General features: G+C 68.2%; 21 protein-coding genes and 1 pseudogene. 10 read left to right on the forward strand and 12 right to left on the reverse strand.

Annotation, left to right across the window (positions count from 1 at the left end; translation table 11 throughout):
• Positions 1 to 119 precede the first annotated feature (119 nt).
• On the reverse strand, positions 120 to 851 hold the full coding sequence (locus IEV64_RS04480) for an Sjogren's syndrome/scleroderma autoantigen 1 family protein (RefSeq protein WP_188423276.1): 732 nt from the start codon (positions 849 to 851) through the stop codon (positions 120 to 122).
• 102 nt (positions 852 to 953) lie between these two features.
• Here IEV64_RS04480 and IEV64_RS04485 point away from each other — a divergent pair, with 102 nt between their 5' ends.
• Positions 954 to 1604, forward strand: coding sequence for an HAD family hydrolase (locus IEV64_RS04485; RefSeq protein ID WP_007274708.1), 651 nt, complete (start codon positions 954 to 956; stop codon positions 1602 to 1604).
• 50 nt (positions 1605 to 1654) lie between these two features.
• Here IEV64_RS04485 and IEV64_RS04490 read toward each other — a convergent pair whose 3' ends face one another.
• Positions 1655 to 3994, reverse strand: a complete 2340-nt coding sequence (locus IEV64_RS04490; RefSeq protein WP_188423277.1) for a DEAD/DEAH box helicase — start codon at positions 3992 to 3994, stop codon at positions 1655 to 1657.
• 668 nt (positions 3995 to 4662) lie between these two features.
• Between IEV64_RS04490 and lipA the strand changes: the two genes are divergently transcribed.
• From lipA to lpdA, 5 genes are all read left to right on the forward strand, one after another.
• Positions 4663 to 5598: a lipoyl synthase gene (gene lipA, locus IEV64_RS04495; protein WP_049896178.1), complete on the forward strand. Its 936-nt coding sequence runs from the start codon at positions 4663 to 4665 to the stop codon at positions 5596 to 5598.
• 333 nt (positions 5599 to 5931) lie between these two features.
• The gene (gene pdhA / locus IEV64_RS04500; protein WP_007274705.1) at positions 5932 to 7038 is read left to right on the forward strand and encodes a pyruvate dehydrogenase (acetyl-transferring) E1 component subunit alpha; all 1107 of its coding nucleotides are present in this window, start codon (positions 5932 to 5934) and stop codon (positions 7036 to 7038) included.
• Positions 7035 to 8018 (forward strand): alpha-ketoacid dehydrogenase subunit beta, encoded by a 984-nt coding sequence (locus IEV64_RS04505; RefSeq protein WP_004968684.1) that lies wholly within the window; start codon positions 7035 to 7037, stop codon positions 8016 to 8018. Before pdhA ends, IEV64_RS04505 begins: the two co-directional genes overlap by 4 nt.
• Positions 8019 to 8021: 3 nt before the next feature.
• Positions 8022 to 9599 carry a 2-oxo acid dehydrogenase subunit E2 gene (locus IEV64_RS04510; protein ID WP_188423278.1) on the forward strand — a complete coding sequence of 526 codons (1578 nt, stop codon included), beginning with the start codon at positions 8022 to 8024 and terminating at the stop codon, positions 9597 to 9599.
• A complete protein-coding gene (gene lpdA, locus IEV64_RS04515; protein ID WP_188423279.1) occupies positions 9599 to 11026 on the forward strand; it encodes a dihydrolipoyl dehydrogenase in 1428 nt (475 codons plus the stop codon). Before IEV64_RS04510 ends, lpdA begins: the two co-directional genes overlap by 1 nt.
• Before the next feature lie 30 nt (positions 11027 to 11056).
• Here lpdA and IEV64_RS04520 read toward each other — a convergent pair whose 3' ends face one another.
• Both IEV64_RS04520 and serB read right to left on the reverse strand, forming a co-directional pair.
• Complete coding sequence (locus IEV64_RS04520; protein ID WP_004968686.1) at positions 11057 to 11248, reverse strand: hypothetical protein; 192 nt, start codon at positions 11246 to 11248, stop codon at positions 11057 to 11059.
• 51 nt (positions 11249 to 11299) lie between these two features.
• The gene (gene serB / locus IEV64_RS04525; protein WP_008090876.1) at positions 11300 to 11947 is read right to left on the reverse strand and encodes a phosphoserine phosphatase SerB; all 648 of its coding nucleotides are present in this window, start codon (positions 11945 to 11947) and stop codon (positions 11300 to 11302) included.
• A gap of 145 nt (positions 11948 to 12092) precedes the next feature.
• Between serB and IEV64_RS04530 the strand changes: the two are divergent.
• Positions 12093 to 12529: pseudogene (locus IEV64_RS04530) on the forward strand (DUF7522 family protein).
• Positions 12530 to 12572: 43 nt separating this feature from the next.
• Here IEV64_RS04530 and IEV64_RS04535 read toward each other — a convergent pair.
• Positions 12573 to 13238, reverse strand: a complete 666-nt coding sequence (locus IEV64_RS04535) for a DUF7504 family protein (protein WP_188423280.1) — start codon at positions 13236 to 13238, stop codon at positions 12573 to 12575.
• 137 nt (positions 13239 to 13375) lie between these two features.
• Between IEV64_RS04535 and serA the strand changes: the two genes are divergently transcribed.
• Positions 13376 to 14953: a phosphoglycerate dehydrogenase gene (serA, locus tag IEV64_RS04540; RefSeq protein ID WP_188423281.1), complete on the forward strand. Its 1578-nt coding sequence runs from the start codon at positions 13376 to 13378 to the stop codon at positions 14951 to 14953.
• A gap of 48 nt (positions 14954 to 15001) precedes the next feature.
• Here serA and IEV64_RS04545 read toward each other — a convergent pair whose 3' ends face one another.
• The 6 genes from IEV64_RS04545 to IEV64_RS04570 all read right to left on the reverse strand — a co-directional run bounded on the left by IEV64_RS04545 (position 15002) and on the right by IEV64_RS04570 (position 18794).
• Positions 15002 to 15523, reverse strand: a complete 522-nt coding sequence (locus IEV64_RS04545; RefSeq protein ID WP_188423282.1) for a hypothetical protein — start codon at positions 15521 to 15523, stop codon at positions 15002 to 15004.
• Between the two features lie 136 nt (positions 15524 to 15659).
• Positions 15660 to 16919, reverse strand: coding sequence for a threonine synthase (gene thrC / locus IEV64_RS04550; RefSeq protein WP_188423283.1), 1260 nt, complete (start codon positions 16917 to 16919; stop codon positions 15660 to 15662).
• Positions 16920 to 17013: 94 nt separating this feature from the next.
• On the reverse strand, positions 17014 to 17385 hold the full coding sequence (locus IEV64_RS04555) for a helix-turn-helix domain-containing protein (RefSeq protein ID WP_188423284.1): 372 nt from the start codon (positions 17383 to 17385) through the stop codon (positions 17014 to 17016).
• A gap of 83 nt (positions 17386 to 17468) precedes the next feature.
• Positions 17469 to 17708, reverse strand: a complete 240-nt coding sequence (locus IEV64_RS04560; protein ID WP_089777075.1) for a DUF8001 family protein — start codon at positions 17706 to 17708, stop codon at positions 17469 to 17471.
• 110 nt (positions 17709 to 17818) lie between these two features.
• The gene (locus IEV64_RS04565) at positions 17819 to 18511 is read right to left on the reverse strand and encodes a DUF5828 family protein (RefSeq protein WP_007274694.1); all 693 of its coding nucleotides are present in this window, start codon (positions 18509 to 18511) and stop codon (positions 17819 to 17821) included.
• Positions 18512 to 18584: 73 nt separating this feature from the next.
• Positions 18585 to 18794: a DUF8007 family protein gene (locus tag IEV64_RS04570; protein WP_007274693.1), complete on the reverse strand. Its 210-nt coding sequence runs from the start codon at positions 18792 to 18794 to the stop codon at positions 18585 to 18587.
• A gap of 88 nt (positions 18795 to 18882) precedes the next feature.
• On the opposite strand from IEV64_RS04570, the gene IEV64_RS04575 reads away from it, so the two are divergent.
• Together IEV64_RS04575 and IEV64_RS04580 are read left to right on the forward strand one after the other, a co-directional pair.
• On the forward strand, positions 18883 to 19263 hold the full coding sequence (locus tag IEV64_RS04575; protein ID WP_004968698.1) for a cupin domain-containing protein: 381 nt from the start codon (positions 18883 to 18885) through the stop codon (positions 19261 to 19263).
• On the forward strand, positions 19260 to 19922 hold the full coding sequence (locus IEV64_RS04580; protein ID WP_188423285.1) for a DUF8052 family protein: 663 nt from the start codon (positions 19260 to 19262) through the stop codon (positions 19920 to 19922). Before IEV64_RS04575 ends, IEV64_RS04580 begins: the two co-directional genes overlap by 4 nt.
• 42 nt (positions 19923 to 19964) lie before the next feature.
• Here the strand turns inward: IEV64_RS04580 and IEV64_RS04585 are convergent, their stop codons facing one another.
• On the reverse strand, positions 19965 to 21785 hold the full coding sequence (locus IEV64_RS04585; protein WP_188423286.1) for a carbon starvation CstA family protein: 1821 nt from the start codon (positions 21783 to 21785) through the stop codon (positions 19965 to 19967).
• Between the last annotated feature and the right edge of the window lie 5 nt (positions 21786 to 21790).

The raw sequence follows: 21790 nt of genomic DNA on the forward strand, positions 1-21790 counted from the left end.
CGCGGGAACGTCGGGGCCGCCGCAACCGTCTGCTCGTCGCGGGGTGCGTCCGTGGATGCGCCCGCTCGGCCGGCCGTGTCGCCAGCGACGGGGCCACGCCCGTCGCCCCTCGTCTCGGCTCATCGGCCCTCGCAGGTCGAGTCGAGACACCGCCGGCCGCGACCCGTCTCGAACGTCGGCAGGCCGCAGTCGCAGTCGTCGACGACGACGCCCGCGGGGATAGAAAACGCCGTCTCACACTCGGGGTAGGCGTCACAGCCGGCGAGCAGACGGCCGCTCCGCCGGATGACTCGGAGCGGCGACCCGCAGTCCGGACACGACCACTCGCCGTCGAAGCGGTCCTTCACGCGGTCGTCCAGCGGGTCGCACCGGCGGTCGATACAGACCTCGAACGACGCGCCGCGCTCGACGCGCATCAGCGGCAGGCCGCAGTCGCCACAGGTCTCGTCGAGGACGGTCGCGCCCGCCGGCAGGCGGTACTCGGTTCCCGAGTCGAGGGCGACGACGGCCCCGTTCGTCCTGACGAGCGGGTCGCCGGTGTCGGGATGTGAGCCGACCGGGACGCCCGCGTCGCTCGCGGGGTACTCGGCGCGGCCGGCCACGTCGTTCGACTCGACGGTGAGCGTCTGGTCGCCGGCGCGGGCCACGAGGCCGAACGACCCCGGCCCGGACTCGACGGTCAGCGAGTCGGCGCGGGTCAGCCACGCGACGGGCTGGTAGCCCCCGGCGTCGTGGACGAGGACGGTTCGGTCGGGCTTGGCCACGACGACGACCCGGCCGCGCTGGGTGCGGTCGCGGGAGCCTTCGAAGCTGACGGTGCAGTCGCCGGCGAAGACGCGTATCGAATCCATGCGGCGGGGTGGTTCCGGGTTCCGATTTGAACCTACGTGCGAGGGTTCTCCGGGCATGCCGCGGAACGAAGCTCTTTGGTCGGCCGCGGCCGAGGGCGAACCATGGACGCGAACGTCGTGCTGTTCGACATGGACGGAGTGTTAGTCGATTCCGAGCAGTACTGGCACGCCTTCGAGGACGAGTGGGTGTTCGCCGACGCCATCGAGTCCGGCGACCCCGACCACGAGGAGATAACGGGGATGAACTTCCGCGAGATATACGACTACCTCGACGCGACGTACGGGACGACCGTCACGAAAGACGAGTTCATCGCGGCGTACCACGAGAACTCAGAGAGCGTCTACGGCGAACACGTGGTCCTGATGGACGGCGCGGAGGAGCTGTTTTCGGACCTCCGCGCGGCGGGCAAGAAGCTGGCAATCGTCTCGTCGGCCCCGCAGGACTGGATTTCGACCGTCCGCGAGCGGTTCGACCTCGACCCCCTCGACCTCGTGCTCTCGGCCGAGGACATCGACAAGGCCGGCAAGCCGGAACCCCACATCTACGAGCACGCCGCCGCCGAGTTCGGCGTCGCCCCCGAGGACTGCGTCGTCGTCGAGGACTCGATAAACGGCATCGAAGCGGCCGTGCGGTCCGGCGCGTACACCATCGCCTACCGCGGCGGGCAGAACGCCGACCTCGACCTCTCGCAGGCGGACGAAATCGTCGACGGGCCGGAAGAGTTGCGGGCGGCGTTGCTCGGCGAGGAGTAAGGGAAACGCGACCGAAAACAGTCAGAACCCGACCGACCCCGCGGTTTCCGCTATTCGACCCGAACCGTCCGCGACTCCCGAATCGGGAGCATCGGCAGGTCGGGGAACGTGACCTCTACGACGAACTCCAGTTCGTCGTCGGTCGCGCCGAAGACGCCGACGGGGACGGTCTCCTCGTCCGAGAGATAGCACGTCTTCGCCGACATCTCCACGTCGTTGACGGTGACGCGGATGCCGACCGAGCCGCCGCCGCCGTCGTTTCGCACCCGGATGTCGTGCATGTCGCTCTCGCCGCGGGCGACCGACTCGGGGAAGTCGCCCCAGTCGATTTCGGGCGCGGGGAGGTCTTTCGCGCTCTCGATGACGCGCTCGGCGACGCCCTGCGAGAGGCCCGCGCGAGTGAGTTCTTTCACGCCGGCGTCGACCACGTCGGCCGGGGTGGAGAGCCCGCCGGTCGCGAGCTTTCGCGCGCGGCCGGGACCGATACCGTCGACGGCCGTGAGCGCCGCGGCGTCGCGACTGACGCCGTTTTCGACGCGGGCCTCGACGCGCCTCGCGAGGTTGGCCGCGCGGGCGTCCGCGAAGGTGTCGAGGAACTCGCGGAGCGCCGAGAGGAGTCGGAGCGCGTTCTGCTTGATGACCCACGCGTCGCTCCGGAGTTCGCTCGGCGTCGAGTTCGCCATGCTGGCGTGGAGGATGGCGAGCACCTTCTTCGGGCCGTCTTCGAGCGTGGTCGAGACGCCCGTCAGCACCGAGTCGACGGCGTCCACCTCGGACTGGCGCGCCGATACCTGCCGGAAGTCGGCCGCGCCCGCGACGGTTTCGAGGACGTTGTCGGCGGTGATGCGGTCCCGTTGCGCGAGGTCGGCGAAGCGGGAGGCGGTCCCGAGTCGGAGGTAGTACTTGGAGGTGAGTCGCCCGAGCGGGGTCGCGTCGATGGAGAGGTCGTCGTCCATCTCGACGAAGCCGCGGGAGACGAGGCGGTCGAGCACGTCGCGGACGCGCTCGCGGAGGTCCTCGAAGTCGTACGCCGCCGGGTTCGACTGCGCCCGCCGGTAGTAGAACGTCGTCTCCAGCCACGACATGACGTCGTCGAGGTCGCGGATGGTCCCCATGGCGATTTCGGCGTTGAGGTGCGAGTCGAGGTCTTCTGCGAGGCGCGACTCGATTTCCTTGCCCTCGCGGAGCAGGCGGCGGTACTTGTTCTGGTCCGAGCGGTCGCAGACGACCCAGCCGTAGCCCACGTCGTCGTAGCCGGGGCGGCCCGCGCGGCCGAGCATCTGGAGGATGTCGAGCGGCGAGATGTCCACCTCGCCTTCGAGCGGGTCGTGGTGTTTCGTGTCGCGGATGACGACACAGCGAGCGGGGAGGTTCACGCCCCACGCGAGCGTCGAGGTCGAAAACAGGAGCTGAATCTTGCCCTCCTTGAACCACTCCTCGACGGCCTCGCGGTCGTCCCGCGAGAGGCCGGCGTGGTGGAAGCCGACGCCGTCCAAGACGCCCTTGGCGAGCGAATCGTTGCTCAGTTCTTTGGCCTCGTTGTGGAAGTCGTAGTCGCCGCGCGCGCCGATGGGCACGTCGCGCTTGGCGAGTTCGTCGCGGGCCTTGGCGGCCGCGCGGACGGCGTCCTGCCGCGAGGAGACGAACACGAGCGACTGGCCGCCGTCGCGGATGTGCGGCTCGGCGAGGTCGAACGCCCGGTACAGCCGGCGGTACTTGTCGGCGAAGGAGTTCTCCCCGTGGGAGTAGGTCTTGACGCCCGCGTGGAGGTCGACCGGGCGGTAGTCGTCGCCGAACTCGAAGGTCGTCTCGTCCGGCGCGTCGAGCCACGCCGCCACGTCGTCGATGTTGGGCATGGTCGCCGACAGCGCGACGATGCGGGGGTCGCAGATGCGGCGCATCCGCGAGACGGTGACTTCGAGGACGCCGCCGCGGGTCTCCGAATCCAGCAGGTGGACCTCGTCGATGACGACGCAGTCCACGTCCTCGATGAACGAGTAGCGCGCGGAGTCGTGTTTCCGGGTCGCGGAGTCGGTCTTCTCGGGCGTCATCACGAGGATGTCGGCGCGGGCGGCCCGCCGGGGGTTCAGGTCGCGCTCGCCGGTGACGACGTACACCGAGTAGCCGAGGTCCTCGAAGCGCTCCCACTCAGTCTCCTTCTCGGTGGTGAGCGCGCGGAGCGGGGCGATGAAAAGCGCCGTCCCCTCGTCGCGGAGGGTCCGACAGATGGCGAGTTCGGCGAGCGCCGTTTTCCCGCTGGCGGTGGGCGCGGAGGCGACGACGTTGTGGTCGGTGTCGAGGATGGCGGGGAGCGCCTCGCGTTGCATCCGGTTGAACTCCTCGAACCCGAAGGCGTCTGCGAACTCGGGGACCGCCTCGGCGACTTTCACTGGGCGCACCTCCGGGTGCGCGCTGGCGTCGGGGACGAGACGAAGACGAGCGTCATACACGAAGCCGAGTCGTCCGTGGGGAAAGGCGTTTCTCCATCCGGCGCGGCGGCTCGCGGGTGTCGAACGAGCGGAAAACGGAGGGGCTGAGGTTGGTGGGTGGTGGGGCGTTCCGGCGGAACGCGGCGGGGTGTTGTGGGTGGAGGGCCGAGGTTGGTGGGTGGTAGGGGGGAGGATTGATTCGGGGACCGAAGCGCCGGGGCGCTTACGCGGCGCCGGCGAGCGCGGCGATGAACGACCAGTTCGTCCCCGCGGTGGCCTCGTGCTTCTTCGATTCGGCTTTGGTCATGTTGCGGCGGTGTTTCCAGTTCATACTCGATAGAAGTCTTTACTCGGATATAAGTTTTTCAGTTATGTGATACATCTAGCACGGTTGTACATGCTGTTTGATGGAAAGTCGTGATATATTCGACCCGAACGTTTCGTTTTCCATGAAGGTAGTGTCTGTTTGAACGATTCTGAACAAGGCGTGATAGCGCGGAACGTGGTTGACGGAGGGGAGACTAACAAGAGACGCGGTTTCGCTCGTCTGAGCGGGCAATACCGTCGGCAACCCGACAGACGGCGGACCAATCCTCACGTTTTTGCCCGTCGCCCCGCAAGAACTGCCTATGCGCACGCGGCGGAAGCCAGACTGGTTGAAGATGCGACCGCCATCGGGCCGGCGTTTCACCGATATCAAATCGACGCTCCGGGACCGGAACCTCAACACCGTCTGCGAGGAGGCGAACTGCCCGAACCTCGGTGAGTGTTGGAGCGGCCGCGACGGCCCCGGCACGGCCACGTTCATGCTCATGGGCGACCGGTGCTCGCGCGGGTGTAACTTCTGCGACGTGACGACCGGCGGGATGGAGCCGCTGGACCCCGACGAGCCGGCGAACGTCGCCGACGCGGTGACCGAAATCGGCCTCGACTACGTCGTGTTGACCTCCGTGGACCGCGACGACCTGCCGGACCAGGGCGCGGCCCACTTCGCCGAGACCATCCGCGAAATCAAGCGCCGCGACCCCGAGGTGCTCGTCGAGGTGCTGATTCCCGACTTCCAGGGCGACCCCGAGCACGTCCGGAAGATAATCGACGCCGGCCCCGACGTCATCGCCCACAACATCGAGACCGTCGAGCGCCTCCAGTGGCCGATTCGGGACCGCCGCGCCGGCTACGAGCAGTCGCTTTCGGTGCTCCAGCAGGTGACAGACGAGTCCGACATTCACACGAAGACCTCCGTCATGCTCGGCCTCGGCGAGCACGCCCACGAGGTCTACCAGACCCTCTCGGACCTCCGCGAGGCCGACGTGGACATCGTCACGTTCGGCCAGTACCTCCAGCCCTCCCGGAGCCACCTCGACGTGTTCGAGTACGTCCACCCCGACGCCTTCGAGACGTGGCGGCGCGTCGCGGAGGACGAACTGGGCTTTCTCTACTGCGCGTCCGGCCCGATGGTCCGGTCGTCGTACAAGGCCGGCGAACTGTTCGTGGACGCGCTCCTCCGCGAGGGGTCGAGCGTCGAGGAGGCGCGGCAGGCCGCCCGCGCGGCCGCCGGACAGTAGGTCGCGGCCGCCGCGACGCACCGACTGCGTCCGCCGTACCGCCCCCGTCCGCGCGACTCAGCCACCCGGGTCCGACATCCGGGTCTGACCCCGCGCCCGCCCCGAAACAGTCCTGCAATGCTGTCGATATTTCCGATTATTTCTCGGCGATGTGTGGGTTCACACTAATGAACGTCAGGAAGAATCGTTTAGAAGCGAAAATGTCCAATTTTACCCCGCGTGAGTTTACATAGCACGACGCGAACCGCAATATTCCGAGCCAAAGTAAATTATATACGAAAACAATATAACGCCGGCGGGTGTCGATTTTGCCATGAACAGGAGGGTTCTCCCGTGAGCGTGCTTCAACGCGACCCGCAGGACCAGGTACGAGTGCTCGACGAGGACGGGACCGTCGTCGGCGAGGTCCCCGACGTCGACGACGAGACGCTCGTCGAGATGTACCGCTACATGCGTCTCGCCCGGCACTTCGACACGCGGGCGGTGAGTCTCCAGCGACAGGGGCGGATGGGGACGTATCCGCCGCTGTCGGGACAGGAGGGCGCACAGATCGGGAGCGCGCTCGCGCTCGACGAACAGGACTGGATGGTTCCGAGCTATCGCGAACACGGCGCGTCGTTGCTCCGGGGCCTCCCGCTGAAGCAGACGCTTCTGTACTGGATGGGCCACGAGAAGGGCAACGAGATGCCCGAGGGCGTGAACCTCTTTCCGCCCGCGGTCCCCATCGCCTCGCAGATTCCGCACGCGACCGGCGCGGCGTGGGCGAAGAAGCTCCGCGGCGAGGACGACACGGCCGTCATCTGTTACTTCGGCGACGGCGCGACCTCCGAGGGCGACTTCCACGAGGGACTGAACTTCGCGGGCGTCTTCGACACCCCGAACGTCTTCTTCTGTAACAACAACCAGTGGGCCATCTCGGTGCCGCGGGAGCGACAGACCGCCGCCGAGACGCTGGCGCAGAAGGCGACCGCCTACGGCATCGACGGCGTGCAGGTCGACGGGATGGACCCGCTCGCGGTCTACTCCGTGACGAAGGCGGCGCTCGACAAGGCGAAGAACCCCGGCGAGGGCGAGGGCCGCCCGACGCTCATCGAGGCGGTCCAGTACCGCTTCGGCGCGCACACGACCGCCGACGACCCCACCGTCTACCGCGACGACGACGAGGTCGAAAAGTGGAAGGCGAAAGACCCGATTCCGCGGCTGGAGTCGTTCCTCCGCGAGACGGGCCGCATCGACGACGAGACCGTCGAGTCCATCGAAGAAGACGTGAAACAGCGGGTCGCCGACGCCATCGAGGCGGCCGAGTCCGACCCGCGTCCGGACCCGAGCGAGATGTTCGATTACGCCTACGCCGAGCGGACCCCGGAGATTCAGGCACAGTACGAGGAGTTCGAGGCGCTCCGCGAGAAGTTCGGCGACGAAGGATTCCTCAGAGAATGAGCAGTCAGAACCTCACCATCGTGCAGGCGGTACGGGACGGTCTCTACACCGAGATGAACCTCGACGACGAGGTGCTCGTCATGGGCGAGGACGTCGGCAAGAACGGCGGCGTCTTCCGGGCCACGGAGGGACTGTGGGACGAGTTCGGCGACGACCGCGTCATCGACACGCCGCTGGCCGAATCGGGCATCGTCGGCACGGCCGTCGGCATGGCCGCGATGGGGCTGAAGCCGGTCCCCGAGATTCAGTTCTCCGGCTTCATGTACCCCGGTTTCGACCAAATCGTGAGCCACATGTCGCGGTTCCGCAACCGCACTCGCGGCCGCTACACGCTCCCGATGGTGCTTCGGGCGCCCTACGGGGGCGGCATCCGCGCCCCCGAGTCGCACTCGGAGTCCAAGGAGATGTTCTACGCGCACGAGGCCGGCCTGAAGGTCGTCATCCCCTCGACGCCGTACGACACGAAGGGACTGCTCATCTCCGCCATCCGCGACCCCGACCCGGTCATCTTCATGGAACCGAAGCTCATCTACCGGGCGTTCCGCGGCGAGGTCCCCGAGGAGGACTACACGGTCCCCATCGGCGAGGCCGCCGTCCGCCGCGAGGGCACGGACGTGTCCGTGTTCACCTTCGGCGCGATGACGCGCCCGACGCTCGAAGCCGTCGAGAACCTCGAAGACGAGGGCATCGACGCCGAGGTCGTGGACATCCGCACCATCTCGCCGCTCGACCGCGAGACCATCGTCGAGTCGTTCAAGAAGACCGGCCGCGCGGTGGTCGTCCACGAGGCCCCGAAGAACGGCGGCCTCGGCGCCGAAATCACGGCGACGATTCAGGAGGAGGCGCTACTCTACCAGGAAGCGCCGGTCAAGCGCGTCGCGGGCTACGACGTGCCGTACCCGCTGTACGCGCTGGAGGACTACTACCTCCCCTCGGTCGCCCGCGTCGAAGAAGGTATTCGTGAGGCGGTGAACTTCTGAACGATGGCGCTCAAGGAATTCAAACTCCCCGACGTCGGCGAAGGCGTCGCGGAAGGCGAACTCGTAACGTGGCACGTCGCGCCGGGCGACGAGGTAACCGAAGACCAGGTGCTCGCGGAGGTCGAGACCGACAAGGCGCTCGTCGACGTGCCCTCGCCGTTCAACGGGACGGTAGAGGAACTCCTCGCCGAGGAGGGCGAGGTCGTCCCCGTCGGCAACGTCATCATCACCATTCAGGAAGATGGCGACGACGACGAGGCCGCGGCAGACGCCGAGGCCGCCGACGCGGACGCCGAAACGCCCGATTCCGAGGCGGCCGAGAGCGGTGCCGACGACGCTGGCGACGACGGGTCCGGTTCCGGCGGGCGCGTGTTCGCCCCGCCGAGCGTCCGACGGCTCGCCCGCGAACTCGGCGTCAGTCTCGAATCCGTCGACGGGAGCGGCCCGAGCGGCCGCGTGACCGAGGGCGACGTTCGCGCCGCCGCGGAAGACGACGGCGAAGGCGACGACGGACCCACCGGCCCGCGGACCGTCCAGACCAACGGGAAATCCGCGACCGCGAAGCGCGACGAGGGAACGTCGGCATCGGCGACCTCGTCCGCCGCGTCGGCCGAGAGCGCCGACCGCGAGCAGACGCTCGCCGCGCCCGCGACCCGCGCGCTGGCCAAGGAGAAGGGCGTCGACATCGACGCCGTGCCCGCGACCGAGATGCGCGACGGCGAGGCGTTCGTCTCGCCCGAGGCCGTCGAGGAGTACGCGCAGGCCCAGCGCGAGGCGCAGGCCGCGGACGCCTCGGCGGTGGCCGCCGAGGCCGACGCCGGAACCGCGACCGCCGAGGCGACGAGCGGGTCGCCGGCGGCCGAGAGCGCCGAGGTCGAACCCGGTGCCGGCGAGCGCGTCCCCTACAAGGGCGTCCGCAAGGCCATCGGCGACCAGATGCAGCGGTCGAAGTACACCGCGCCGCACGTCACCCACCACGACGAGGTGGACGTGACGGAGCTCGTCGAACTGCGCGAACAGCTCAAGCCCGTCGCCGAAGAGCGCGGCTCGCGGCTGACCTATATGCCGTTCGTGATGAAGGCGGTCGTCGCGGCGCTGAAGGACTTCCCGTACCTCAACTCGCAACTCGACGAGGAAAACGAGGAAATCGTCCTGCGCGACGAGTACAACATCGGCGTCGCGGCCGCGACCGACGCCGGCCTGCTCGTCCCCGTCGTCCACGACGCGGACCGCAAGGGCATGCTCGAACTCGCCGACGAGATGAACGAGAAGGTCGAGAAGGCCCGCAACCGCAAAATCGCGCCCGAGGAGATGCGCGGCGGCACCTTCACCATCACCAACATCGGCGGCATCGGCGGCGAGTACGCGACGCCCATCGTCAACTACCCCGAGGTGGCGATTCTCGCGCTCGGAGCCATCAAAGACAAGCCGCGGGTCGTCGACGGTGAGGTCGTGCCGCGAAAGGTCCTCACCCTCTCGCTTTCGTTCGACCACCGCATCGTCGACGGCGCGCAGGGCGCTCGATTCACGAACCGCGTCAAGGAACTGCTCGAAGACCCCAAACTGCTGGTGTTAGAATAATGGTCGTCGGAGACATCGCAACCGGAACCGAACTGCTCGTCATCGGCGCGGGGCCGGGCGGCTACGTCGCCGCCATCCGCGCCGCACAGAACGGCATCGACACGACGCTCGTCGAGAAGGACGCCTACGGGGGCACCTGCCTCAACTACGGCTGTATCCCCTCGAAGGCGCTCATCACGGGCGCGAACCTCGCCCACGAGGCGGGCAACGCCGAGGAGATGGGCATCCACGCCGACCCCGTCGTCGACATGTCGCAACTGCGCGACTGGAAGAACGGCGTCGTGGACCAACTCACAGGCGGCGTCGAGAAGCTCTGTAAGGCCAACGGCGTCAACCTCATCGAGGGGACCGCCCGCTTCAAAGACGAGAACGCGGTCCGTATCGCCCACGGCGGCGAGGGGCAGGGCTCGGAGACCATCGAGTTCGAACACTGCATCATCGCCACCGGCTCGCGCGTCATCCAGATACCCGGCTTCGACTTCGGCGACGAGCCGGTGTGGTCGTCGCGGGACGCCCTCGAAGCCGACACCGTCCCGGAGCGACTGGTCGTCGTCGGCGGCGGCTACATCGGGATGGAGCTGTCCACGACGTTCGCCAAGCTCGGCGCGGACGTGACCGTCGTCGAGATGCTCGACGACATCCTGCCGGGCTACGAGTCCGACGTGGCCCGCGTCGTCCGCAAGCGCGCCGAGGACCTCGGCATCGACATGCACTTCGGCGAGGGAGCAAGCGGCTGGCGCGAGGAGGACGACGGCATCATGGTGACGACCGAGACCGAAGACGGCGAGGAAAACGAGTACCGCGCCGACAAGGTGCTCGTCGCCGTCGGGCGCTCGCCCGTCACCGACACGATGGACATCGAGAGCGCCGGCCTCGAAGCCGACGACCGCGGGTTCCTCTCGGTCGACGAGTGCCGCCGCACCGACGTGGAGCACATCTACGCCGTCGGCGACGTGGTCGAGGACACGCCGATGCTCGCCCACGTCGCCTCGAAGGAGGGCATCGTCGCCGCCGAGCACGTCGCCGGCGAACCCGTCGCCTTCGACAGTCAGGCCGTCCCCGCGGCCGTCTTCACCGACCCCGAAATCGGCACGGTCGGCATGACCGAGGCCGACGCCGAGGAAGCCGGCTTCACGCCCGTCGTCGGGCAGATGCCGTTCCGGGCGTCCGGCCGCGCGCTGACGACGAACCACGCAGACGGCTTCGTCCGCGTCGTCGCCGACGAGGAGTCCGGCTTCGTCCTCGGGGCGCAAATCGTCGGCCCCGAGGCCTCGGAGCTCATCGCCGAACTCGCGTTCGCCATCGAGATGGGCGCGACGCTCGAAGACGTGGCCTCGACCATCCACACCCACCCGACGCTCGCCGAAGCGGTCATGGAGGCCGCCGAGAACGCGCTCGGGCAGGCGATTCACACGCTGAATCGGTAAACGCCGCAGAACAGCCCGGCTTTTTTGTTTTCACCCGTCGTCGAACCACCACAGCGCCAGCATCGTCCCCACGACTGCCACGGCCGCGGGAATCGACTCGTCGACGCCGAGTGTCCGGACGTCGAAGAGGACGACGCCCTCGGACAGGGCGGCGAGCGCGAGGACCACGAAGGCGAAGCCCGCCACCCAGATTTCGGGCGTGTTGACGTCGCTGATTGACATGCGCGGTGCTACGGCCCCGAATATGATAAGTGTTAGCAGACCCCAAGCAGTCTACTCGTCGGCGTCGAGAATCCCGTGGCTCTCGAAGAGCTTTCCGAGTCGGTCCATGGAGGCGACGACGGCGTCGCAGGCCGGGCGGACCGCGTCCTTGGGGACGAAGCCGACCGAGAGGCCGGCGACTTCGAGCATCGGCAGGTCGTTCGCGCCGTCGCCGACCGCGACGGTGCGGTCCATGGGCACGTCGTGTTCGGCGGCGTGATTCTCCAGCGCCGTGTCCTTCGTGCCCTCGATGAGCGACCCCTCCACGTCGCCGGTGAGGCGGCCGCCCTTCACGGGCAGGCGGTTCGAGACGATGTCGTCGACCTCGACGCCCTCCTTTTCGAGCGCGCGCTCGACACCGCGTTCGAACCCGCCGGTGAAGATGGCGACGTGGTGGCCGTAGTCGCGGAGGCGCTGGATGAGGTCGGCCGCGCCGGGGCGGAGTTCGACCTCGCCGTAGGCCTCTTCTGCGAGTTCCTCTTCGAGGCCTTCGAGGAGGCGGGCGCGCGACCGGAGGCTCTCCGCGTAGCTCATCTCGTCGTTCATGGCCCGCTCGGTGATGTCGGCCATCTCGTCGGCCGTGCCGTTCTTCTTGCCGAGGAGGACCGTCATCTCGGAGTCCGAGAGCGTGCCGTCGAAGTCGAAGGCGATGATGCGCATATCTGCCCGTCGTCGCCGCGGGGTTTCAAAGCTTCCGCGTCGGCAGTTATGCGGCGGGGGACGCGCGCTGGCGAGTCGGCCACCGGCGGGAAATGAGGGGTGACCGCGCACAGCTATTTATCCGTCGTCTCCCTGACAAGCACGTATGGACGACCGTCACGACGCCGAACACGAGACGCTCAGCGACGTCGAAGCGGACCTGACCGACGACTTCGGCAACGGGGACGACAGCCCGCTCCGACAGTTCGTCCGAAGCCTGCGCGACCTCGACGACGCCGACGTGCGCGCGGTCGGTCAGTACGACGGCGAGACGTTCGAACTGCTCTACCTCCGCGAGGATATCGACGAGGCACTCGGACCCGAGGAGCGCGGCGAGCGCGTGAAGACGCTCGTGATGAAGGCGCTCGGCGAGCCCATCAACGAGCCCGAACTCGGCGACTACGGGGATTTGAACGCCGTCATCAGGTGGTTCGACGAGGTCGTCGTCGCCATCTATCCGCACGACGAGTGGTCGGGGGCCATCGCGACGTTCGACCGGGCGAACTCGCCCTGGTCGACCTCGCGGTGACGCACCTCTCGTAAGTGCCACTCGTAAGAACGTCCGCGGGGCGGCCGCGACGCCCGCTCAGATTCGAAGCGGCGTCCACGACCGCGGGCCGTCGTCGAGGCCGCGGACCCGGAACTCGGGGTCGCCGTCGGTGTCGCGCGTCTCGACGAAGCCGTCGAACGGCTGTTTGAGGAGCGCGAGTTCGGGCTCGTCGACGAAGCCGGTGTCGAGCGTGAACACGCCCGAAAAGTCCGCCGCCGAGATGCGACCCGTGATGACGTGCAGGAACTGGAACAGCCGCTTGAGGTCGGTGTACATCACGAGCGTCGAGAGGACGTGCAGGCCGACGCGGGCCGACCGGCTCGCCTCGTAGTACTCCCGGAGCGACTCGGTCAGGTGGATGCCGATGCCGGTCAGGTCGCCGGGGCTAGAGACGTACCGGAGGTTCCCCGCGTCGGCGCGGTCGCCGAGGAGGTCGGCGACGCTCGTCGTGTCGATGACCTCGAACTGCTCCGGGGGCGACCCGCTGATGTACGACAGCTCCCGTGCGATGCTCGGCGCGGGCTTTTTCGTCGTCACGACGACCGTCCCCGCGTCGTCGCGCTCGCCGGGCGCGAGCATCGAGAGCATGAGCCGCCGCTTCCGCGTCATCGTCGGGCCGGCGATGAGCACGGAACCGGAATCCGGAAGCGACACCTCGGGCGGTTGCGTCGCCGGCGAAGCGTTCTCGGGACGGGAGACCATCTACCGAATCTATCGGGTTCGGGCAGATAATACTAGTGGGCGAGCACGTCGCTCCCCAAACCGTGCGAGACAGTCTCAATGTCACGATATCGGCCGTTGTGACAACCCTTAACCCGCGCGGGTCTGACCCTACGCGCATGAAGGTACTCGTCACGGACCCGATCGCCGACGCGGGTCTGGACCGGTTACGCGAGGCCGGTTACGAGGTAGAGACCGCGTACGACGTCGAAGGTGACGCGCTACTCGAAGCCGTCTCCGACGCGAACGGACTCATCGTCCGCTCCGGAACGCAGGTGACCGCCGAGGTGTTCGAGGCGGCTCCCGACCTCGTCATCGTCGGACGCGCCGGCATCGGCGTCGACAACATCGACATCGACGCCGCGACCCAACACGGCGTCATCGTCGCCAACGCGCCCGAGGGGAACGTCCGCGCCGCCGCCGAGCACACGGTCGCGATGGGCTTCGCCGCCGCGCGCTCGATTCCGCAGGCCCACGCCCGCCTGAAGAACGGCGAGTGGGCCAAGTCCGACTACCTCGGCAACGAGGTCAACGGCAAGACCCTCGGCGTCGTCGGCCTCGGCCGCGTCGGCCAGGAGGTCGCAAAGAAGTTCTCGTCGCTCGGGATGGACATCGTCGCCTACGACCCCTACATCGGCGAAGAGCGCGCCGACCAGCTCGGTGCCGAACTCGTCGAGTTCGACGCCTGTCTCGCCCGCGCCGACTTCCTCACCGTCCACACGCCGCTGACCCCCGAGACGGAGGGACTCATCTCCACCGACGAGCTCGAAACGATGGGGAGCGGCTACCTCGTCAACTGCGCTCGCGGCGGCGTCGTCGACGAGGCCGCCCTCGCCGAGGCCGTCGACGCCGGCGTCATCGACGGGGCCGCGGTGGACGTGTTCGCCGACGAGCCCGTCTCGCCCGACAACCCGCTTCTCTCCGTCGACGACGTGGTCGTCACGCCGCACCTCGGCGCGTCCACCTCGGCCGCACAGGAGAACGTCGCCGTCTCGACGGCCGACCAAATCGTCGCCGCGTTCCGCGACGAGCCGGTCATCAACGCGCTCAACGCGCCCTCGGTCGACGAGAGCGCCTTCCCGCGCATCCAGCCGTACATCGGTCTCGCCGAGACCGCCGGGAAAATCGCCGCCCAACTGCTCGACGGCCGCCTCGGCGAAGTCGAAGTCACGTACACCGGCGACATCGCGGGCGAGGACATCGAACTCGTCACGGCCTCCGCGCTGAAGGGCGTCTTCGCGCCGCTCGAATGGCAGGTCAACGCCGTCAACGCCCCGCAGGTCGCCAAGGAGCGCGGTATCGAGGTCGTCGAGTCGAAGTCCCGCCAGTCGGACGACTTCCAGAGCCTCGTGACCGTCACCGTCCGCAACGGCGACGAGGAGATGACCGTCTCCGGGACGCTTTTCACCGGCGAGGACCCGCGCATCGTCCGCATCAACGGCTACCGCCTCGACGCCATCCCGTACGGCCAGATGCTCGTCGCCCGCAACTACGACAAGCCGGGCGTCATCGGCTTCATCGGGACCGTCCTCGGCGAGAACGACGTGAACATCGCCGGGATGTTCAACGCCCGCCGCGCGAAGGCCGGCGGCGAGGCACTGACCGTCTACAACCTCGACGACGACGTGCCGGACAGCGTCCGCGAGAAGCTCCTCGCCGACGACCGCATCATCGACGTCGACCTCATCACGCTCTGAGGCGGCCGACCCGCGCCTCTTTCTAAACGAACGCCCGCACCGCCCGCACTACCGTCGGCCGAGCGCCGACGCGACCCGGTCGACCACGCGACCGACGGCGGTCCGCACCGCGTCGGCCGCGCTCGATTCGCTCCCGGAGCGGCGAGACCGGTCGTTCCGCCGGCCCGAGCGGCCGTGGGCCCGCGTTCGACCGCGACCGCGGCTCTCGGCCAACAGCCGTTCGTAGCGGTCGATTATCTGCTGTCGGTCGGCGTCGGCGCTGTCGAGACGGGCGTTGAGCCGGGCGTTCGCGCGGCGGAGCGCCTCGTTCTCGCGCCGGAGGGCGTCTCGGCCCCGCGCGTCGGCGGGAGGCGACGACTGACGACGACCGCGAGGCGGCGCGGACGCGGATGGGGACGCGGACGCGGGTGAAGACGTGGACGCGAGTGAAGACGCGGACGAAGTCGAGGACGCGGCTGGCGACGAGGCCGCGGCCGTGGACGACCCGGTTTCGGTTCCGTCCGGGGGGTACGTTCTCGACCCGGCCCCGTCTCGACTGACGGTTCCGGTCGGCATGCTACTGAGCGACATCGTGTGGCACGACGTACCACAGAATGAAAAGAATGTGTCAGACGCGCACCCGACGCGCGTCATCGCCCGCGGACCGAGGGCTCCGAGCGCCGTCGTGCGCGGCCGTCGGCGACGGGTCGGTACCGGGCCGGACGCCCTACTCGGCGAGGTGTTCGAGGACCGCCTCGGTGTCGTTCGGGACGGGTTCGGGGTCGTCGCCCGCCTCGAACGCCGCGTCGGGGTCCTTCAGGAGGTGACCCGTCGTGAGACAGACGACCTGTTCGTCCGCGTCGACGACGCCCTCGGCGCGGAGCTTTCGGAGGCCGGCGACGGAGGCGGCGGAGGCGGGTTCGACGCCGACGCCCTCGCCCGCGAGGTCGCGCTGTGCCTCGGTGATTTCCTCGTCGGAGACGGCGACGGCCGTGCCGTTCGTCTCGCGGATGCCGGGGAGCGCCTTCGGCGCGTTGACCGGGTTGCCGATGCGGATGGCGGTCGCGCGCGTCTCGACCTCGTCCCAGCGGCGGGTCTCGTCCCAGCCGTTCTCAATGGCCTCGACCATCGGGGCCGCGCCCTCGGCCTGCACGCCGGTCAGTTTCGGCACGTCGTCGGCGTCGAGCGCGCCCGACTGGACGAGTTCGCGGAACGCCTTGTAGAGCGCGGAGGTGTTGCCCGCGTTGCCGACGGGGAGGACGATGCGGTCCGGGTAGGTGCCGTAGTCCTCGTGGAACTCTTCGAGGATTTCGAGGCCGATGGTCTTCTGGCCCTCCAGTCGGAAGGGGTTCAGCGAGTTGAGGAGGTACGCCTCGCCGCGGGCGGCGAGGTCCTGTACGATGTCGAGACAGGAGTCGAAGTTGCCGTCGACTTCGAGGATGCGCGCGTCGTGGAGCGACGCCTGCGCGATTTTCCCGGCGGCGACCTTGCCGGCGGGGAGCAACACGAGCGTCTCCATCCCGCCGCGCGCGCCGTAGGCGGCGAGCGCCGCGGAGGTGTTCCCGGTCGAGGCGCAGGCGAGGCGGCCGACGCCGAGTTCCTTCGCCACGCGGACGCCGACGGTCATGCCGCGGTCCTTGAACGAGCCGGTGGGGTTCATCCCCTCGTGTTTGACGCGGAGGGTCTCGACGCCCACGTCGGCTTCGAGGCGCGGGACCTCGTGGAGCGGCGTCGCGCCCTCGGGGAGCGAGACGCCCTCCTCGAAGGGGAGCGCGGCGTTGTAGCGCCAGACGCCGCGGCCCTCGAAGTCGTCCCACGTCGGCGGGGACGCGTAGCGGACTTCGAGGAGGCCGTCGCAGTCGTCGCAGGTGTACCGAACGTCCTCGAACGGCGCGAACTGCGCGCCGCACGCGATACATTCGAGCCAGGTGCCGTCGTCGGCGACGGATGGCTCCTCGGGGGCGGGTGCCGTGAGTTCGAGGCTCATTGCTCGGGCGGTGGCACCAGAGGGACAAAAGCGGGCGGGTTTGGGCGGCACCTGCCGGGCGACGGACTCGCCGGGAGCGCGGTCGACCGGGGGCCTACGACTCGCCGAACGCGTCGATGCGGGCGTGAACGTCCTCCGCCCACTCGTCGAGGGAGGCGTGCATCATCTCCTTGGCCTCCGGGAGCGGCGTCGCCGTGTACTGGTAGACGTAGCCGCCGGGGTCGAGCAGGCGGCGCTTGCGCTCGGTGAGACCCTTGTCGAGGAGCGTCGTCAGCGAGCGGTTGACGTTGCTCCGGTCGCGGTCGAGCACCTCCGCCAGTTCGGCGACGGTGCTTCCGGGGTTGTCGAGTAGTGCGAGATACGTCCGGCTCTCGTGGCTCTGGATGCCGAAGACGCACGCGAGGACCTGTCCGAAGTTCGGGTCCTCGCTCTCCATCAGTTCGCCCATGTCCGGTGCGTCGGCCATGCACACCTGTTCGCCGTGCGTCGGATTAAACCCTCACCTACAGGCGAGCGGGCGGCCGCCGCGGCCGGGACGCCGCACCGACGCTACTCCGCTTTCGCGTAGCCCATCTTCAGCACGCAGGCTCGCATCCCGTCTTCGTCCTCGTGTTTGTGGAGCGTCGTCGGCGTGTCGCAGTAGAAGACCGTCCCGTCGTGGCGGAGCGTCACCTCGTGGACGCCGCCGAGCAGTTCCGCTCGGACGACGACGCGACGACCCTCCCGGAGCGCGTCGAGGATTTCGTCTGCGGTCAGTTCGCCGGACTCGACTCGAAGCGGCTCGGGCATACCAGAGGCTCGCGGGCGAGCGGTATCAGTATTGTCGGTCGCGGCTGGGGCCGACAGAAGCGAGTGCCGGCGGCGGGCGACGAGGCCGGCGAGGGAAGACCAGCCCCGGCTCAGTTCGTCGTCCAGTTGGACCGGTGTTCCTCGTCCGTCGTCGGCACCTCCACGCCCTCGACGGCCTCCGCGACCTCGGTCTCTTTCGGCGTGTCGATGTGCCAGCGGTCGATTTCGTCCTCGAAGCCCCGCAACGTCTCCGACACCATCGACTTCAGCTCGTCGTCGTTGACGTTCACCTCGAAGACGAACCGCTCGTCGCCGGTGCCGCGGCCGACCCGCTGGATGTTCGCGCTCACGAGTTCGTTGTCGAAGTAGTACGGGGCCAACTGGGTCATCACGTTGCGGTAGACCGTGTCCTCGACCTTCCGGAGCGCCTTCCGGCCGGCGGAGTCGGCCGCGCGAGCGACGTAGTTGATGGAGTCCTGCCATGACTCGACGGCCCCCTCGTTGTCGCCCTCCTCGACCCGCTCGTAGGAGCGAGAGAGCTTCTCTCCCGCCGTCTTGAGGTCGTCGTTGGGGGTCTTGCCCGCCTTCTCGCCTTCGCCCTCGCCGACGCTGGCCTGCTGGGCCGTCTTCTCGTTTACGTCCTCGCCGAGCCGCTCGTGGGACTTCGGCCGCCACTCGTCCCAGTCGTCGAAGGCGGTGCCGTCGACGTCGGCGTCGCGGAGCGCTCGGGTGATTCGCTCCCCGTGTTCGACGACCTCGTCCCAGGTGCCGCGGCGTTTGAACCCGGAGATGCTCTCTTCCATTGTCGTTGACGGGAATACGCGCCAGACGGTATAAACTCTACGAGGGGACAGGTTCGCACACGGGTGAGAACGTCTAGCGCTCCCCGTAGACGAAGCGCTCGGCGGCCGCGTCGAGGCGGGCCGACACCCGGCCGAGCCACGCCGCCGGCGACGCGGCCCGGAGCGCCGACGCGTCGAGCTCGATTCGGTCGTCGCCGAACGGGTCGCGGTCCTCGCTCGCGGCGGCGTCCACGACGGTCGTCATCGAACACCGGCCGCACGCCTCGCGGGGCGAGTCTGCCATGCGCCGCGCTTCGGAACCATCACGAATAAACCTTGGTTTCCGGGCGGGTCGCGACGGGCTTATACGCTCGAACGTGTTGCTCCGTCTCATGGGATATCGCGTCGTGGACGCCACCGCCGTCGAACCCGCCGAGGACCGCCCGTGCGAACTCCGCCGCATCGGCGGGGAGGGGGGCTTAGAGACCGTCGCGCTCAACCGCTTCCGGGCCGCACCCGGCGAGCAGGTGCCGCTTTCCTATCACTACCACACCGAACAGGAAGAGGCGTTCTACGTCCTCTCGGGCACGCTGTTCGTCGAGACGCCGGACGAGACGTTCGAAGTCGGCGCCGACGGCCTGTTCGTCGCCGACCCCGAGAGCCCACACCGGGCGTACAACCCCGAGGACGCGGACGAGGCCGTCGAACTGCTCGCGCTCGGCTCGCCGGCCGTGTCGGGCGACGCCGTGCCCTACGACCCCGACGAGGAATGAGGAGCGTCGAACCCGAGGACGCTGGGGGAGCAGGAGACCCGGACGGGGCGGACGGGGCGAGCGACCCGGACGCATCGACAGCCAGTCCCGCCCTCGACCGCCCCGAGTGGGACGACGAGTACCTCGACCGAGCGGCCGAGCGGCTCATGTACAACTACGACTTGGAGCGGGAGTACGCCGTCCGCGGCGAGCGGTTCGACCTGTTCGGCTCGATGCGGATGGAGAGCCAAAAGCAGTTCCTCCACCGGTCTATCAACTACGCCAACCACCACGCGATGGAGTACATGTTCGCGCGGCGGGTCGAGTCGGCGACGGTCGCCGAACTCGAACGGCTCGTCGAACTGGGCCACGCGCTCGCCGACGAGTGGATAGCACCCGACGAGGAGCACTACGGGACTGACTTCACCTTCGTGCTCGTCGCCGACGCGGTACCGGAGGAAGTCCGGGCGTTCGTGTCCGACTTCGCCGACCGGACGCTCCTGAAGTTCGGCTACTACGGCCACTACGAGGTGAACCTCGCCGTCGTCGCGCCGGCCGACGAGGACGCCGTGGCGAGCCGCAACGCCGACTCGGTCGCCGCGTTCACGCTCTGGAGCGACGGCTCGCCGGCGGTCTCAGACGGGCTGTTAGACCGGCTCCTCGGGAAGTTGCGTCGGTGAGAAAAAACGGAGGTCGGAGGTCGAACGGCGAACGACCGCGCGTCAGTCGTCGCTCGGTCGCGGGCGACCGCCGCTACCGCCGCCGCCCGAACTCCGGGCGTCTCTGATGTTGTCGTAGCCGATTTTCGCCAGTGACAGCGCCAGATAGACGAGCACCAGCGCGAGGACGATTTGGACGACCGCCGACACCATCGCGAAGGTGCCCGCCGAGTCCAGCCAGTCGGGGTTCATGAACTTCGCGTAGATGTTGTCGTGGAACGCGAGCCACAGCAGGCCCAGCGAGGTGATGGTCGTCATGAGCGCCATCGGCAGGCCCGTGCTGAGAAGCTGTTTGGAGTCGTCCCAGTTGGCCAGCCAGACGGTCGCGGTCAGGAGCGCCAGCGCGGCGAGAAGCTGGTTCGCGCCGCCGAACAACTGCCAGAGCGTCAGCCACGAGCCGCTGGTGATGAGGATGTACGCCGGGAGCGACTGCACGAACGCGTTGCCGTAGCGGTTGGTCGCGAACTCCTCGACCGGCGTCTCGGGCGTCCCGACGATTTCCTCCATCATGTAGCGACCGAGGCGAACCGCGGTGTCGGTCGACGTGAGGAGGAAGCTGACCAGCACGAGGGCCATGAACGGCCCGCCGAAGGAGGTCGGGATACCGAAGCTCGACAGGATGACGCCGCCGCCCGCCGCGAACGTCGGCAGGGCGAGGCCGATACCGCCGCCCACGTCGGGCGCGATGATGGCGACCGTCGCCAGCGCGACGGTGGCGAGGAGGCCCTCGCCGAGCATGCCGCCGTAGCCGATGACGCGCGCGTCGGACTCCTTGTTCAACTGCTTCGAGGTCGTGCCCGACGAGACGAGCGAGTGGAACCCGCTGATGGTCCCGCAGGCGATGGTGATGAACAGAAGCGGGAACAGCGGCGCGCCGGAGCGGCCGATAAAGCCGTAGTACGGTTCGAGGTTCGTCACGAGCGGCTGAGACGGGGTCGTGAAGAGCGTGCCCACGACGATGGCGACGAGCGCGCCGCCGACGCCCGCGTACAGCAGGAACGACGAGAGGTAGTCGCGCGGTTGCAGGAGCACCCACACCGGGAGGGCGCTCGCAATCGCCCCGTAGACGAGGATGAGCGGCACCCACGCCGCGGTGTTCCCGTTGAACGAACTCGCGCCGGGGAGCCACGCGCCGGAGCCGGAGAACAGGACGAACGTCTCGGCGGGCGCGCGGGCCGCGGGTTCGAACAGCGCAACCGGGAACTGAATCCCCGCGTAGACGCCGACGAACATCGCGATGACGAACGCGGCGGTCCCCGGCAGGAACGGGAGGTTCAGCTGGTAGAGGTAGACGCCGAACAGCACCGCGAGGACGATGTACACCAGACTCGCCGTGGCCGCCTCGGGATAGGCGTTGAACACGATGGCCACCACGAGGGCGAACACCGCGACGACGAGGACGATGGTGAGAAACGCGAACCACAACAGCATGTTCTTGCCGCGCTCGCCGACGTACTCGCCGATGATGTAGCCGATGGACTTCCCGTCGTGTCGCAGACTGCTCGACAGCGACACGAAGTCGTGGACGCTCCCGAGAAGCGGATTCCCGATTGCAATCCACGCGAGCGCGGGGGCCCAGCCCCACACCACGCCCGCCGTAATCGGCCCGACAATCGGCGCGCCGCCCGCGATGCTCGAATAGTGATGCCCCAGTAACACCGGCTTTTTCGCCGGAACGTATTCTTGACCGTCTTCGTACTTGTGCGCTGGCGTCTCACGACTGTCGTCGAGTTCGACGAACTGCGCGAGATATCGGGAGTAACCGAGATACCCGATCGTAAACAACGCAAATACCGTGACGACCATCCAAATGACTTGTACCATGGTAC

Source organism: Haloferax sulfurifontis, assembly GCF_014635105.1.
GTDB lineage: Archaea > Halobacteriota > Halobacteria > Halobacteriales > Haloferacaceae > Haloferax > Haloferax denitrificans.

Bases quoted from the DNA above. Each gene is read 5' to 3' on its own strand.
- IEV64_RS04480 (WP_188423276.1), bottom strand. From the start codon at position 851: ATGGATTCGATACGCGTCTTCGCCGGCGACTGCACCGTCAGCTTCGAA.
- IEV64_RS04485 (WP_007274708.1), top strand. From the start codon at position 954: ATGGACGCGAACGTCGTGCTGTTCGACATGGACGGAGTGTTAGTCGAT.
- lipA (WP_049896178.1), top strand. From the start codon at position 4,663: ATGCGCACGCGGCGGAAGCCAGACTGGTTGAAGATGCGACCGCCATCG.
- IEV64_RS04505 (WP_004968684.1), top strand. From the start codon at position 7,035: ATGAGCAGTCAGAACCTCACCATCGTGCAGGCGGTACGGGACGGTCTC.
- IEV64_RS04510 (WP_188423278.1), top strand. From the start codon at position 8,022: ATGGCGCTCAAGGAATTCAAACTCCCCGACGTCGGCGAAGGCGTCGCG.
- lpdA (WP_188423279.1), top strand. From the start codon at position 9,599: ATGGTCGTCGGAGACATCGCAACCGGAACCGAACTGCTCGTCATCGGC.
- IEV64_RS04520 (WP_004968686.1), bottom strand. From the start codon at position 11,248: ATGTCAATCAGCGACGTCAACACGCCCGAAATCTGGGTGGCGGGCTTC.
- serB (WP_008090876.1), bottom strand. From the start codon at position 11,947: ATGCGCATCATCGCCTTCGACTTCGACGGCACGCTCTCGGACTCCGAG.
- IEV64_RS04535 (WP_188423280.1), bottom strand. From the start codon at position 13,238: ATGGTCTCCCGTCCCGAGAACGCTTCGCCGGCGACGCAACCGCCCGAG.
- serA (WP_188423281.1), top strand. From the start codon at position 13,376: ATGAAGGTACTCGTCACGGACCCGATCGCCGACGCGGGTCTGGACCGG.
- IEV64_RS04545 (WP_188423282.1), bottom strand. From the start codon at position 15,523: ATGTCGCTCAGTAGCATGCCGACCGGAACCGTCAGTCGAGACGGGGCC.
- thrC (WP_188423283.1), bottom strand. From the start codon at position 16,919: ATGAGCCTCGAACTCACGGCACCCGCCCCCGAGGAGCCATCCGTCGCC.
- IEV64_RS04555 (WP_188423284.1), bottom strand. From the start codon at position 17,385: ATGGCCGACGCACCGGACATGGGCGAACTGATGGAGAGCGAGGACCCG.
- IEV64_RS04560 (WP_089777075.1), bottom strand. From the start codon at position 17,708: ATGCCCGAGCCGCTTCGAGTCGAGTCCGGCGAACTGACCGCAGACGAA.
- IEV64_RS04565 (WP_007274694.1), bottom strand. From the start codon at position 18,511: ATGGAAGAGAGCATCTCCGGGTTCAAACGCCGCGGCACCTGGGACGAG.
- IEV64_RS04570 (WP_007274693.1), bottom strand. From the start codon at position 18,794: ATGGCAGACTCGCCCCGCGAGGCGTGCGGCCGGTGTTCGATGACGACC.
- IEV64_RS04575 (WP_004968698.1), top strand. From the start codon at position 18,883: ATGGGATATCGCGTCGTGGACGCCACCGCCGTCGAACCCGCCGAGGAC.
- IEV64_RS04580 (WP_188423285.1), top strand. From the start codon at position 19,260: ATGAGGAGCGTCGAACCCGAGGACGCTGGGGGAGCAGGAGACCCGGAC.
- IEV64_RS04585 (WP_188423286.1), bottom strand. From the start codon at position 21,785: ATGGTACAAGTCATTTGGATGGTCGTCACGGTATTTGCGTTGTTTACG.